Below are 15,658 nucleotides of genomic sequence, written 5' to 3' on the forward strand. Positions count from 1 at the left end.
CTGTCTCAGTGCAATATCAACCTATCTACATTTGCAGACTCAATAACACAAATGATAAAGGTCTTACTTGCTGGGTTAGAGAAGAAGTCGTTACTAAAAAATAAAGTGAATCAATGTAATACATCAGCCCATAAAACCCATGGGCAAAAAAAAAGCCAGAATGACTTCTGGCTTTTGATTGATATGAATTTAGATTTCGATCTGGCTACCCATTTCCACCACACGGTTTGGCGGGATTTGATAGAAATCACTCACTGGACTGGTATTACGTTGCATCGAAATAAACAGTTTTTCACGCCATGGCGCCATTCCATCACCCACGGTATGAATCAAACGATCACGTGAGATGAAGAAACTGATATGCATCATGTCAAATTCAACTTCAAGCTGCTTATAAGCCAACTCTAGTGCATTTGGAATATCAGGTTGATCCTTAAATCCATAGTAAACAAAAACTCGTTGGAAGCGCTTATCTAAGACTTCAACACGAATTCTTTCTTGGTCTGGCACATAGGGTACATCACGAGTAATCACCGTCACCATAATATTGCGTTCATGCAGAACTTTATTGTGCTTGATATTGTGCAACATCGCATGTGGAACAATATTTGGATTACCGGTTAAGAATACCGCTTGACCGGGTACAAACTGAGTTTCATCACTCAAACTGACACTTTTAATAAACAGATCCAGCGGCAAGGCATCTTTTTCCAAACGGTTAAAGACAATTTCTCGCCCAGTTTTCCACGTCATCAGAATAGTAAATACGATTGCACCAATCAGGATCGGAACCCATCCGCCTGAAATGATTTTTAATGAGGTTGACCCAATAAAAATACTATCAATCACTAAGAATGGGATCGCGAATAATGCCACTTTCCACTTTGGCCAACGCCAAAAGCCATATGCCAGTATTGAAATCAAAATCGTATCGCATAGCATGGTCATCGTGACTGCTACACCATAGGCATTGGCAAGATTGGCACTGTTTTGGAAAATCACAATCAACAAAAGAATCGAGACGTAGAGTATCCAGTTGATAAAGGGCAAATAAATCTGACCTTGTTCCACATCAGAAGTGTGATGCACGGTTAATCTTGGCAAATAGCGTAGCTGAATGGCTTGGTTTGCCATTGAAAATACGCCAGTAATCACCGCTTGTGAAGCAATCACTGCTGCCGCTGTGGCTAAGGCAATCATGGGATATAAGCCCCACTCAGGTACAAGCAAATAAAATGGGTTTTCAATCGCACTTGGATTACGTAGTAATAATGCACCTTGCCCTGCATAATTTAATAACAGACAAGGCAGCACAATGATAAACCAGCCTAAACGGATCGGCAGCCGTCCAAAATGCCCCATATCTGCATAGAGTGCTTCACCACCCGTAACCGTCAAAATCACCGCACCCATGGTTAAAAAGGCCACAAAGGGTTGATGAAAAATAAAGTTCAGCGCCCAATGTGGACTGAGCATGCTTAAGACATAGGGGGTTTGGCTAATACTATGAATACCGATTAAACCGATAGAGGCAAACCAAGTTAAGGTGATTGGACCAAAAAACTTGCCCATGGTTCCCGTACCATGTCTTTGTACCAGAAACAGTGCGGTAAGAATGCCAATTGCCAAAGGCATCAGCCATTTATTAAACATGGGTGTGGCAATACTCAGCCCTTCAATGGCTGAAAGCACTGAAATTGCTGGAGTAATAATGCCATCACCAAAAAACAACGATGCACCAATAAATCCCAAGGCAATTAAATAGATTTTGCGATTATCTGCGATACGATTAGATCGTAAGTTCAGCGCCAGCAAGGACATGATACCACCCTCACCATTGTTATCTGCTCGCATGATAATGGTGACGTATTTAAAGCTGATGGTGAGCATCATGCACCAGAAAATCAGTGACAAGATCCCAAGCACGGTCGCTTCGGTGATGGCAATGTGTGCAGTCAGAAAACATTGGCGTAGGGCGTACAAGGGACTGGTTCCAATGTCTCCAAATACCACCCCTAATGCTGCGAGTGTGATCGCAGGTAACGCGGCTTTTTTTGCAGTACTTTGCATAGATTCGTCTTCAAAAATTTAGACACTATTTTTGCGCAATCATATCACTGTGAAATTTTTTTTGCTCTAAATCAATTGTTGCTTGGCAGAAATCTTTTTTTTGGTTATTATCCCACGCCTTGGTGAAGTGTCCGAGTGGCTTAAGGAGCACGCCTGGAAAGTGTGTATACGTTTATAGCGTATCGAGGGTTCGAATCCCTCTTTCACCGCCATTTTCAATTCTTACAATATCTCATGATGTCTTTAAAAGCTTAAATCTAAAGGGTTTAGGCTTTTTTTATGTCTAATACGATCTACTTTATCTGTTGCAAGCTTGATGTGATTGGGGGTATAACTGGGGGTATACTAAATTACCCCCAAAATCATACCCCCAAATTCTGTGGAAACATTACAATGCTTACAGATGCTCAAATCAGAAAAATAAAGCCATTAGAAAAGAAAACTAAATACGCTGATGAAAAAGGCATGTATCTAGAGGTGACCCCTTCTGGAGGTATGCATTGGCGAATGAAGTTTCGTTTTAATGGCAAAGAGAATATCTTCAGTATTGGCACATACCCTGAAACCACGCTTGCACAGGCTCGCCGTGCCAGAGATGAAGCTCGATTGAAATTGAAAGATGGGATTAGTCCCAACGAAGCGAAGAAACAAAAAAAATTACAAGCAGATGAAAATACGCTTTTTAAAACACTTGCTATGGAATGGATGGAAGATCGTAAAGCCGTCATAAAAGAAACCACTTACTTACGTGATTTGTCTGTATTTGAAAAAGATCTCTTCCCTGCTTTAGGTCACATGCCAATCGATCAAATTAAAGGTAAAGATGTACTCGCCTGTGCTAAAAAAATTGAGGCTCGTGGTGCTCAGGAGATGGCTAAACGATCTATTCCTTTAGCTGGACGTATTTTCCGTTTTGCAATCCGTAAAGGACTGATTGAGAATGATCCAACACCACATCTTCAAGAAGCGTTAAAGCCTCGTAAAGTGAAGCATATGGCTCGGCTAGATATTTCTGAGTTCCCACCTTTTCTTGAGCGTATGGATCGTTATCATGGCAATCCAATGATTAAGACTGCCATTCAGTTAATGACCTTAACATTTGTACGCACTGCTGAACTGAGAATGATGGAGTGGAATGAGATTGATTTTGATAATCATTTATGGCGAATTCCTGCTGATAAAATGAAAATGGCTCAACCTCATATTGTTCCATTATCTCGACAGGCAATTGAACTGATTGAAGGATTACGCCCTCTTACTGGCAATAAGCAGTACGTTTTTTATAATCACAGCACAGCCAAACCTATGAGTAGCAATGCCTTACTCTGTGTAATTCGAACAATGGGTTATAACGGAAAAATGACTGGACATGGTTTTCGTGGACTTGCCTCCACAACCTTACATGAACAAGGCTACATGCATGATGCAATTGAAATACAGTTGGCTCATAAAGTTGGTAATGCTGTGTCGCAGGCATACAACCATGCACAGCATTTAGACTATCGAATTAAGATGATGCAGGATTGGTCTGATTTTATCGATGGGCTGAGGGATAAAGTAGTTCTATAGATAGAAGAATATAAATAAAAGTAGCTAATTTAAGAAAAATTCACCACGAATGTAACATACGAAAAGGATGTCCCTTTGCTTATTACTTGAAATATTATAGACCGTTAAAGTCTCTGATTTTAACTGCGTATAAGTATTTCAGTAGGACTTCAAAATTGCTATATTCTTAATTAGTATCAATCATTGATTAAAGGGTTCCTGTCATGACTCACTTAAATTTTAGTGTTTATTTGAATAGAAATTTATTATGACTTTAGATATTAAAGGCGGTTTAAAAAATACCCCCCCTAGTGCCAATAAATATGTAGTGGTAGAAGAACTGCTATCTAATGCTATTGATTCCTACTTAATCCGTCGAAAAGAAGATTTGAGTACCCCAAAACTCGCTATCACTTTTGAAATAGAATTTTATCAAAAATCTTTATTTAAGGATGGCGAGTATGATTTAGCTATTTCTTGTTTAGAAAATGGAGCCGGATTTTGTAATGAGCAAGTCAAAGCCTTTGTAACGAAAGATTCGACTTATAAAGATTATTTACATATAGAAGGGCTAGGAAAATGTAAAGGAGCGGGTAGAATTCAATTTTTCCATTACTTTGAAACACTAAATATTGATAGTGTCTACTTAGATAATGATAACCTAACACGCAGAAAACTTTCGATAAAACCTGAGACAAGAGAAATTTCAGAGTCTCACTTTTCTCAGTGTGATCTTGAATCTACAGATATAAATACAAAAGTAACGCTTAAAGGTATTAAAAAGAACTCATTTAAAAATCAAAATGATTTATTAACGATTCGTAAAGATTTTTCAGCACTCATATTAAAAAAGTATATTTTAACAACATTCTTACAGCGCTTGATTCTCTTAAAAGAATTAATCGGTGAGTTTTCTATTAATTTTCATGATAACGATAATGGCGAACGGACTTCATCTTCTATTTCGTCAGATGATTTACCATCGCCAGTGGACAAAAAGACATTACCATTAAAATGTTCACATAGCACTTCATCTAAGCCATTTTATGATCTAAAAATTACAAGATATTCTATTACTCCCTCTGAGAATAGCAGCGAACAACATGAAGTTGCGCTTTGTGCCAACTCTGCAATAGTTTGTTCACTAGCAAAGAAATTTTTCCGTACAAGCTTTGATATCAAAAAGCCTATTGATGGTTTCTTTGAGTTGATACTAGTAGAAAGTGAACTTCTTGAAAGCAAAGTGAATCAGCAAAGAGATGCTTTTAATATTCCTAAAGAATGTTCTGGTGGCGAAGACCTTATTGATGAAATTTCAATGCAGGATATTATTGAAGCTTTAGAAGATTATGTTTACTTAATTTTAACTCCAAAAGATTTTAATAAAGAGGCTTTAATCAACTCCACTCAAGAAAGATTTGGTATATCACGATCCATGCTTGAGGACACTAATATCAAAATTCACTTCAGCGATACAGAAGAGAATATTGCTAAGCGTGTTTTAAAGAAGCTTCAGGAGGATATTGTTAAAGATACGTCAAATTTATTTGATATTAAACAAAGTGTATTACTATTAGATCCTCGTAGCGAAGATTTCAGAACACAAATTAATAATCTCGCATGGAAGTACACAAGTACACTGAAAAAAATGGATATGGCTAACCTATCTCAACTTGTAGTTCGCCGCTCCTCAATGATTGAAGTGTTGAGAAAAGCCGTGAAACTTATGCTTGCATGTCAAGAACAGGCTCCTAGTGTACGTCGTGAAGATGAAAAAATAATCCATAATGTATTTTTCCCAACTGGAAAAGATAATACAGAAAATATAGACCATGATATTTGGATATTAAATGAGGAATATCATTATTTCGAACATATAGCTTCGGACAGACCACTTTCATCATTTGTATGGAAAGATCAGAAAAAACTATTTGATTCAGATATTGATGAAAGCCTTGAAGAATTATTCAAAAAAAACAATACCGATCATTCTAAGAAACGCCCAGATATTGCAATTTTCAATGAAGAAGGTTCAGCTATTATTATTGAATTTAAGGCACCTAAAGTACCTCTTCAAGATCATATTCCTGATTTAGTACAATATTCGAGACTTTTAGCAGCGAAATCTGGTGGAAAAATAAAAAAATTCTATGGTTATCTAATTGGTACTGAATTAGATGAGTCAAGAATGCCAACCAACTATGAGAAATTCCCTAGTGGTCAAGGTTACTTTAATACCAGTGTTATATCCGATCCTGCAACAAGAATTCCATATGGCGAGCTATATTCTGAAATTCTTTTCTATGATCAGTTTATAGATAGAGCAGAAAAAAGGCTTAATATTTATAAGAAAAAATTAAATATTGAGTTTTAATGCCAAGATTAATGCAATCTTTCGACTTAAGCAGATCACCATTTATACGGAAGTTGAAGTTAACAAAGAATTCCACTTTATCTAGAGTATACCTGTACCAGTTTGATGCTTGAGCAAAGCAGCTAATTGAGAACCTGACTTCAATTTTTCCATATACGGGCAACCTTGGTCATTAGGTGCCCAGTGTGGACACCTTAGATAATATTGATCTAGCAAACCTAGACCATTCTTTTTCTTTTGTAAAACCATTGGTTCAGCATGCATTGGACAACAAACAATGCTTACACCTTGCTTTTTATTAATTAGATCAGATTGTAAATCATCCATACGCTCTATAATACTTTCAGAAGTACTATGATCCTGAAGAATAATATTAAAATCTTGGGCAGAAAGGCTAAACTCAGGTGCGGATGTATCTGTCATTAATGCCAAATCTTGTCGAGATAGATTTTCACGATACTCACACAAACGAATCTGCTGATTATTAAAATACCAACCTGTACATCCCCAATAAAAATCTTGTGGATTTACATGAACTAAATTACGTGCCCACTGCAATTTCATAGGTCTTTGACATTTAGGACATGTCTTGGCCATTGTATCTGCAAAAGCATTCCATTGAAGAACATGTGTTGTTTCTAAACCAATCTCGACTTTGTGGATGTTCTCTTCATTTTGTTGGAATTTATCAGCAGCAATAATTTGACTGTCACTTTTAATGCCTTGTTTTAGAAAATTTCTTTCCTCATCAAGTTCATATAACCTTTTACGCTGTTGCTCTGTAATATTGCCATGATCTCTAATTTGTTTTCTTAAGAACTGTATTTCTTGATTGAGTTCATGTATCTCCTCTTGTTTTTTATCTCTCTCATCATAGACAGTCTTTGAGATAATGTCTTTCGCAGCAAAATAGGTCTTCACTGTGTAAACAACTTCAGAAACGACACCCACGGCTACACTGAATAAAGATCCAATGCCAGAAAACAACATATCAAAAAAGCCCATACATCCCCCATGCAGGGAAGTCTACGACTGAGTCATAGACTTTTCCCTATGCTTATTTAACTAGGCTCATCAAACTGCCAAAGCTATCAACTACTGCGTACTTAACTGCATCACCTAATAGAAGATTTTCTTCGTTTAAAGTAGTAAAGAATTTCTTAGCACTCTCAATTTTATGCTTTTCTTTATCACGTAAATCAGCATCATCCATCGAACCTTTTGTTTCTGCAACAAAATAAACTTGGCGTACTTTATCTTTATCAAAAGCAATTGCCCAGTCAGGGTTATAGTTACCAAAAGGAGTAGGAATTTGAAAACGATCTGGAAGTTTTGCGTAAACAATCACCTCCTCGGCTCCATCCAATTCTTCTACAAACTTACGTTCATTATCGGAATCAGTGACCACATAGTCCCAAATATGACGATCTGCTTTAAATGACCTTAATGGAATATTTTCATTACTAACGAAAATATCATTTTCAGGATAGCCATCTTTTAATGGATTGTATTTTAAACCCTGAATAACCATTGAGGCTTGTTGTTCATTGATAATTCTACTTATATCACGAATAAAAGCTTCAGGATTTAATTTAAATTGAGCAAAAACAGAGGCATTAATCCCTTTGAGAATCTGTGCTACAGTCTTTCGAGTCAAGTTGGTATCTTCCGCAATATTACCAACCAAGTCATATTGCACCTGAGAATGAATCGATAAAGTACTATTTTCAGTTTTGGTTGTCATTTTTCCAAAAGCATCTTTTGACTTCAACTCGTCAAAACTAACTTCATCTTTCATTGATGATTCTGCAAGTTTATAACTGAGTGTTTCAACGAACTTATTACCACGTTCAACTGCGGTACGTTCAATACAACTAATACTGTCAGTAATCAGCTTTTTAGAGTCAATCTGAATTTGAAAAATCGCTTTACGGTTAATTCTTTTCCATAAATCCTGAAATTCTTTACGCTCAAGATTTTTAGAATTGATGTGATTCGTCAAATGCATATTCGCATCTTCCGTCATACCTTCAGTCGCTTTAGGATCAAAAATACTATCAATCAACTTTGTGATTTGAGCAGTATACGGTTGTAATTCTTCAGGAAGTGCAACAAGTTCACCATTGGCTTTATCTTGATGATACTTCGGTGCAATATGATCATTATCATCAATATAGTCATTTCGTGTCAGATACTTATGAATCTGCTTTGCCATTACTTTAGTGATTTCAAGTTTTGAACCATCGGCCAAAGTGAGTACTTTATTTTCAAAGTACTCAGGCGTTGCTTGGGTAGGGCGACTGGCAAGTGTTTTCACAATCTCTGTCTGTAAATTCGCAACAAAATCCTTATAACTTTCGTTGGTGACCACAGTCAGATTATTTAAGCGATGAACTTCACCAATTGCACCGAAATAGTTGGCATCCATACGTTCGCCATTTTTATTCACAGCTAAACGCAAACCACGACCCACTTCTTGACGACGTGAAATGGTATTGTCCGAATGTTTTAAGGTACAAATGACAAATACGTTTGGATTATCCCAACCTTCACGTAATGCAGAATGTGAAAAAATAAAACGTGTTGGCTCTTCAAAAGAAAGTAAACGTTCTTTATCTTTTAAAATTAGATCATATGCATCTATATCATCGGCTTGCTGAACAGACACTCCTAATTCTTCATCTTTGACTTTCTTTAAAGCAGGATCAGTTAGTTTTTTTGACTTTTTATCAATCGAGAAATAACCATTATGGGTTTTATCAACGTCAATGGATTTTAGATATTCTTGGTATGGATCATTTTCTATATTGAGATCCAAAAACTCGTTTAAAACAAATTGATATTGTGCTTTAAAGATTTGAGTGTATTTACCATCAATAGGATTGTTATCTTCATCATACTGACGGTATTTAGCCACTTCATCAATAAAGAAAAGACTCAGAACTTTAATGCCTTGATTATAAAGCTGACGTTCTTTTTGGAGGTGCGCACGAATCGTTTCACGGATTTGAATTGTTCGCGTCACTTGCTCATCAAGATGTCCTATCGATTTTTCAGCTTGAATTGTGATTCCATTTACAAAAGTGACTGTATTTGTTCGTGCATCAATATCAGAAATGACATAACGATCATTATACTGTTCAGCTTCATGAGAAATGACAAATAAATCATCACCTTTCGAAACTTTTCGGACTTCTCGTTTAAAGCCAGTTTTGGTTTGTATTTCTAGTTCTAGGCGTGCAACTGGTGAGGACTTTGAGACAAGAATATCTTGCAAATACAAATAGCCATGTGTGCCTGTTAAACCTTGAACTTCGATCCCTTTAACCGTGATTTTTTTTACTAATTTTTGGTTATAGGCATCTAATGCATCTAAACGATACACTAAATTGTAGTCACGTTTATGTGTTGCAGAATAACGCAAGATAAACAGTGGATTGAAATTTGCCAAAGACTGTAAGGTCTTTTCAGCACCCATTTTTTGTGGTTCGTCCAAAATTAGAATTGGACGGTTACGGCTAATTACATCAATCGGGCGACGAGATTGAAATTCATCAAGCTCGTCATAAATACGTCGGTTATCTTTACCTGTGGCATTAAACGCTTGCACGTTAATGACCATCACATTAATGCCTGCATTTGAGCTAAAGCTTTCTAAATGATGTAGGGCCTTGGAATCATAGATAAAAAAGCGGGCTTTTTTGCCATATTGTTCCTGAAAATGATCCGCCATCATCTCAAGGCTTTTATGGACACCTTCACGAATCGCGACACTTGGCACCACAATAATAAACTTTGACCAACCGTATTTTGCATTGAGTTCAAACATAGTACGGATATAGCAATAGGTTTTACCTGTACCTGTTTCCATTTCGATATTCAAATTCAGTGGGCTGTTAGTGAGGTTTTTACCTTTGCTATCATCTGTTACTAAACTTGACGATGGTTCTAAAATATTCGCCATTTGTACATTTTGAATATTTTTAAGTACTGCATCTAAGTTAAAAATTTGAGCATTTTCAAAACCAACGTCAGCCACTACTTTCTTAGATTTAGCACGCTGTAAGTCTAATGTCTCTTCAAGCATGTCTGCTTGTGCTGTTGGTTTTTTAGATTTTACTGCACCTTGGTCGATCATATAACGATGACCTTCCAGCTTAGGTTGTCCAACAAAACAATCAACCACAGCTTTAACTGCATCTTTCTGATAATCAAGTGTTTTAAAATGGATTTTCATGTATTAAATCCTCTTAAATAAACTTAATTTCAGTTTCTGGCGATAGCTGTTTAAAGCGTTCTTTGACATTGGTTTTGTCGTGATCGAGTTGAATTGCACGTTCTGCTGATACGACTCTTAATGGCTTGTCTTGGGCAATTTCGTCCACCATTGCAAAGTTAATTTCGTCAAAACATGCCACGAGGCTATTGCCTGCCACATAAAAAACTTCTTTGCCTTGAATAGTTTTACGCTCAATTGGTAATGAGAGTTCAAGCCCCCAATCCAACATCACTTGGAACAATAAATCTTCAGAAGTACGGTCTTCTTTGATATGGTCTGCTAAGTCCAATATATCGACTTGCTTATAGGAATCTGGTGTGTAATACACATCTTTCATATTCGTTGAGTCTATTTTAAGAACGCGGAAGCCAATATCTAAATTTTCAATACCTTCTGTGCTGGCATTATCTTCTATGATCTTTTTACCTGCACGACGGATACGTTCTTTTGAAATTTCAGCAATATTTTTATAACCCAATTTATATTCTTCACTATCATCCATAGATTCCTGCGGTATTTGTACAAGAATATATTTCAATTTTTTACTTTCTTTGATTGATAGTTGCATGATTGCATCAGCAAATGAACCAGATCCTGCAAAGAAATCCAATACAATATCCTGATCTTTTAATCTACAAATTTGTGTTAAATATATTAATAAACTTGTAGGCTTAGCGAAATCAAAAGGTATTTCTAATTTTTTTAGTTCTGCAGAACTCTGCCTGTTTTCAAATTTGTTTAAATAATTTGAAGGCACAACACCTTTCTCTTGTTGATCAAGCAACCAAACCTTATTATAAATATTCCATTTAGATTGCTTACCATCCTGATCAACTAAACCACTAGTTGCCGTTTCTTTAAAAACTATATTACCTTTATCGAACTCTTCCTTAAATCTAGGATAAATCCATTTCCAAACTTTATCATCAGAAGAAGGTAGAACTTTTTCGCCCTGAATCAATTTTTTTGGGAATTTGTTACCTGGTGGTATGCAAAAAGAACCATCTGGACATTCAATCCAATATCGCTGATTTGGCCTTGCATCAAGTGAAGCCTTAAAAAGTCGTTCTTCGCCAAACAACTCCCCCTTTCTTTTCCCTTCAATTTCTTTCTTATTATAAAAAATTTGTATTTGTTCTTCTGTTAGAGGGGCTCTAAAAGGTAAAGTAGATTCTATATTTTTAGTACAGACTAGAATATAGTCCACGCTTGGTGAAAAAAACTTACCTTTTGCCCCTCCAGTTTTCATTAATCTTGGAATAATAGTTAAAAAATTATTTTCACCAAATATTTCCTTAATAAGCTTTGCTAAAGAATCAACTTCAACTTCTCCAATACTACAAAATAATACCCCTTGATCTGAAAGTAAATTTCTAGCCAACTTTAAACGGCTATACATCATACTCAGCCAATCAGAATGAAACCGTCCATTACTATCCGTATTTGCAATTAACCGATTTCCATCTTCATCCACTTGGTTAGAGCGCTCAAAAAACTCATCCGTACTTTCTGCAAAGTCATCTTCGTAAATAAAATCATTGCCCGTGTTGTAGGGCGGGTCAATGTAAATCATTTTGACCTTCCCTAAATAATTCTCTTGCAGAAGTTTTAAAGCTTCTAGGTTATCACCTTCGATAAACAAGTTTTCAGTAGTATCAAAATTTACACTTTCTTCACGGCATGGACGCAGGGTTTTAGCAATTGGTGCATTGGCAGTCAGAATAGATTCTTTTTTGCCCACCCAATCCAAACGGTAACGCTCTTGTTCACCCTCAACAATCACTTGCGATAGCTCTTGTTTAAGCAGGTCAAAATCAATAGTTTTTTTTAGCTCGCCATTTTCCGCTTCTACTTCAGTCACACAGTTTGGAAACAGTACTGCAATTTTTTCAATATTGGCATCGACCAAATTTGGCGAGTGCATTTTTAACTGGTCTGAGTTACTCATGAGTAATACCTTTAATACTTGCAAAAATTATAAGTTTTCAATACGCCAATTATGACCAAAATAGGGACGTAAATCCTCCAAGGTTGAGGGAAGTTCGTCCGAACACGTCATACCTAAATAATTAGCTGCTCGGGTTGCACCCACGTATAAATATTTTTGGTATAAATCAGGATGTTCTTGCATTAATTCATCAATATTGACAAAGAATACAGCTTCAAATTCCAAGCCTTTAATATATTCAATATTACATACACGAATATTATTTTCCCCTCCCAAACTGCGTCCCTTATTACATGCATCCGCTTTAAGGCTATAGTCTGCTAAGTACTCATTGAGGGCTTCTGTCATTGGTTCAACATCAGGCTCATTCTTTACCAACACGACAATAGAAGGTAAAAGCTTTTGACCATCATTAAAAGTATTGACTAAGCATTCAATTTCAACAATTCGTGTCGTAATCCATTCTGCCGTCATTTCGACATCAGATAAATTTTCCATCAAAACTGGGGCTAAACCTTCTTCAGGATTAGCAAATTTCTGAAGTTTTGATTTAGATGATTCATCACTGTCATCCATTAAATCCAAAATTCCATGCGTTAAGCTATTTAATTTTGGACTCTGCCTAAAAATGGTTGTAATACGTTCTGTTTTTAATTTAGGAGAAATCCATTGAAGCAAAGATTCGTCCTTGATTCCTTGATTAGTCAATCGTTGGTTAAAATCACCACACGCAATAAAAGAATCTAAATCTGGTTGTGTCATTGTATACATACACGCCAATTGTAAGACAGAAAAATCCGTTGCCTCATCAACCAACACTTGATCTTTAAATAAATCAGATTGAAAGTTTTTAATTTCTAAAAACTTCGCTTCGTCAATATTCTTTACAACGTAAGGCTCTTTTAACAGTTTTTTAATTTCTCGGAGTGTAATGAATAGAATTAAATCGAGTTCAGTCTGAGAAATTTTTTGACCGTCCCATTCTTTAGCATAAAAAATATTATTCTTTTCATCTTTGCGAAATTGTCTATAAAACTTGGTAGGAAGCTTATATAAACGTTTCCAACAGTTTAAATTATGTCTTAAACCATTTTGTAATGAGATACTGCGCCCAAGACTATTTAATTTATCTAAGTCGGGTAAACGCTCGCCCAACCATTCTTTAATTTTCGAATCTTTACTTGTCTTGGGCAAAGTACGTTTAAGATAAGTGTATCGAGCAATTTTCTTTAAAAACGTTTGTAATTTTACCAAAGCTTTATTTTGTTCTAAAAAGCCAACACTAACTTCTTCTTCATCCTCATCGAAAGTATCTGCTTCATCCTCATCTTCGTCACCAACATCCTGTATATTTAATGTGCCTAGAAAACGCGCAAATTCCTCCAAAAAATTATTGTTCTTATTGATCAATCTATTTTTTTCTTCTCTAATAATTTTATCACTGATTTCTTTTTCTTTTTTAATCACTTTATTAATTTGATTTTCTAACGAATAAAGTGCTTTGTATTTCGCATGAACATCGGAATCACTAAGTACAATTTCTTTAATTTTCTGAATTAATGCCTCATCACTTAAACCCGAAGTTTGTTCAATAGTTTGTAGTCCTTTTACCAGCTCATCACTTAGTTTTTTCATAAAAAAATCAGTAAAAGATTGAACCCATATTCTAGGATCATCAATGTATTGCTTTTTTACATGTTCAGTTTTACTAAGTCGATAACCAGATAGATTTTCTGGCGAGGAAAGTATATTTAACTTTTGACGACCAATATCGTGAGAATATTCCCAAGTTTTTAAAACAAAATCTGATGTAACAATGCCTTCTTTTGCAAAAGCTTCTTTCAAAAAACCTTTAAGTAATTCCGATGGCGTAAACATCATCCAATGACTAAAGCCATTTTTATTTAATTTTTTGAGTAAGTTAATTTCTTTTTCTTCAAAAGAACCCTCATTTGTGTCTAATTTTTGACCAAGTCGTTTTATTAACGTTGTCGTTTTACCCGTTCCTGGAGGACCTAATAGGACTAGTTGAGAGTTGACTGGCAGGCGAATAATTTTATCTTGGTATTGATCTAGTGCTGCTTGACTACGCAAGGACATACCTGTGCGAATACTCCGAGTCAAAGATTTGATTTTTCCTTGCTCAGTATTTTCTAATTCTCTTAACTTTTCTAATATCTTATCTGCGTTATTAATGTCTCCGCTATCTAAATTTAGATTAAGAAAATCACGAAAAGAATCAATATATTGTTGCTGATCTTTTGTTGTTATAACAACTTCAAAACCATCCCAATGTTCAGCAGAAAATTTTGGCGTAAATTTAATTTTTCGTCTTACGTAATATTCAGTATCAGATGTTAAATGCCAATCAGAACCACAATCCAAGGAGGCTAAGTTCCCCCCCTTAGCCGCACGTGAACTAATAAAATTTAAATTCTGTTTACGCCATTTATCTAACCCTGTAGGTGATATTACAGGAGTCACATACATGCTAAAAACATAGTTGCCATCAACATCTTCTAAATCTACTCGCATAAATGTAGGGTTATCTTTTAGAATCCACTGATCTTTTTCAGTTTGATTTTTAGCATTCTGAAGATTTAAAAAAGCTTGGTCAGTCATTGCATTCGCAGTCAGCCCCTCACCAGTAAACCCTTCCTGTTGAAGATACTCCTTTGCTTTATTTGAAATATCCTCAAATATATCTAGCGTTGTATGAACAATAGGTTCAAAATTTTCTAATAACAGACTTTCCATGAACGTCACTCCTGACAATCTTTCAATTTTTTTTCTAAATCAATAATCTTTTGGTTTAATAAAACTTTTCGATTAAATTGTTGATCACGTTTCATCTTTGATTTTAACTGGGCGATTTGTTTCTTTAATGACTCTAATTGCTCTGCTAAATGTAATTTTCCCTGAATCGTTTGTTTATCTTTTACCAAGACTCCATCTACTTGGGGTATAGGTAATAACTGTTCGATGAAATGCTCATATAGATCTACTAAGTTTAAATAAAGAGGTAATTCAACACGACTAGCATCATCCAACCAATCAGAAGCGTAATAGTAACCAATCACAGCTTTAGTCTTGTCTGATTGATTTAAACGCTTATAGGTTGCGATCACCTTAACTTTATCTTGATAAACCACCTCAAAAATAATCGGCGTTAGAATGAGTTTATCAATGAAAGATAAAATTGATATATCTAAATCTTCAACTCGACTTTTCACTCGAAAGATTTGAATTTCCTTCAAATCTTCCTGCTCTTGAAGATGAATTGTAGATGAAGCCAATTTATAAACCCACCGTATATTTTCAACTTGATCAACAAATAGCTGTTCAATTTTGGTATTGGCTTTTCCTTGTTCATAAAATTTATTTTTCGGAATCAACCGATCCACTTTAGCCTGGAGTGGGAATTTATATAACTTCATGA

Annotated in this window: 8 protein-coding genes and 1 tRNA gene; 3 read left to right on the forward strand and 6 right to left on the reverse strand. The window is 35.6% G+C overall.

All coding sequences use genetic code 11. The features are described 5' to 3' along the window. Positions 1-189: 189 nt before the first annotated feature. Positions 190-2,070: a potassium transporter Kup gene (locus PYV58_RS20945; RefSeq protein WP_004718533.1), complete on the reverse strand. Its 1,881-nt coding sequence runs from the start codon at positions 2,068-2,070 to the stop codon at positions 190-192. Between the two features lie 121 nt (positions 2,071-2,191). Between PYV58_RS20945 and PYV58_RS20950 the strand changes: the two genes are divergently transcribed. From PYV58_RS20950 to PYV58_RS20960, 3 genes are all read left to right on the forward strand, one after another. Then, a tRNA-Ser gene (locus tag PYV58_RS20950) sits at positions 2,192-2,282 on the forward strand. A 181-nt stretch (positions 2,283-2,463) separates the two neighbouring features. Next, positions 2,464-3,639: an integrase arm-type DNA-binding domain-containing protein gene (locus PYV58_RS20955; RefSeq protein ID WP_275059653.1), complete on the forward strand. Its 1,176-nt coding sequence runs from the start codon at positions 2,464-2,466 to the stop codon at positions 3,637-3,639. Between the two features lie 247 nt (positions 3,640-3,886). After that, positions 3,887-5,992 carry a hypothetical protein gene (locus PYV58_RS20960; protein WP_275059654.1) on the forward strand — a complete coding sequence of 702 codons (2,106 nt, stop codon included), beginning with the start codon at positions 3,887-3,889 and terminating at the stop codon, positions 5,990-5,992. An 81-nt stretch (positions 5,993-6,073) separates the two neighbouring features. Here the strand turns inward: PYV58_RS20960 and PYV58_RS20965 are convergent, their stop codons facing one another. The 5 genes from PYV58_RS20965 to PYV58_RS20985 are packed head-to-tail and all read right to left on the reverse strand — an operon-like array spanning position 6,074 to position 15,656. Beyond that, positions 6,074-6,997 carry a hypothetical protein gene (locus tag PYV58_RS20965; protein WP_275059655.1) on the reverse strand — a complete coding sequence of 308 codons (924 nt, stop codon included), beginning with the start codon at positions 6,995-6,997 and terminating at the stop codon, positions 6,074-6,076. A 52-nt stretch (positions 6,998-7,049) separates the two neighbouring features. Beyond that, positions 7,050-10,229 carry a DEAD/DEAH box helicase family protein gene (locus tag PYV58_RS20970; protein WP_275059656.1) on the reverse strand — a complete coding sequence of 1,060 codons (3,180 nt, stop codon included), beginning with the start codon at positions 10,227-10,229 and terminating at the stop codon, positions 7,050-7,052. A gap of 13 nt (positions 10,230-10,242) precedes the next feature. Further along, positions 10,243-12,219, reverse strand: coding sequence for a site-specific DNA-methyltransferase (locus tag PYV58_RS20975; RefSeq protein WP_275059657.1), 1,977 nt, complete (start codon positions 12,217-12,219; stop codon positions 10,243-10,245). 27 nt (positions 12,220-12,246) lie between these two features. Continuing rightward, positions 12,247-14,976, reverse strand: coding sequence for an ATP-binding domain-containing protein (locus PYV58_RS20980; RefSeq protein WP_275059658.1), 2,730 nt, complete (start codon positions 14,974-14,976; stop codon positions 12,247-12,249). 5 nt (positions 14,977-14,981) lie between these two features. Next, positions 14,982-15,656, reverse strand: coding sequence for a DUF4391 domain-containing protein (locus PYV58_RS20985; protein WP_275059659.1), 675 nt, complete (start codon positions 15,654-15,656; stop codon positions 14,982-14,984). Between the last annotated feature and the right edge of the window lie 2 nt (positions 15,657-15,658).

It is taken from the genome of Acinetobacter sp. TAC-1, assembly GCF_029025845.1.
GTDB classification, from domain to species: domain Bacteria; phylum Pseudomonadota; class Gammaproteobacteria; order Pseudomonadales; family Moraxellaceae; genus Acinetobacter; species Acinetobacter guillouiae.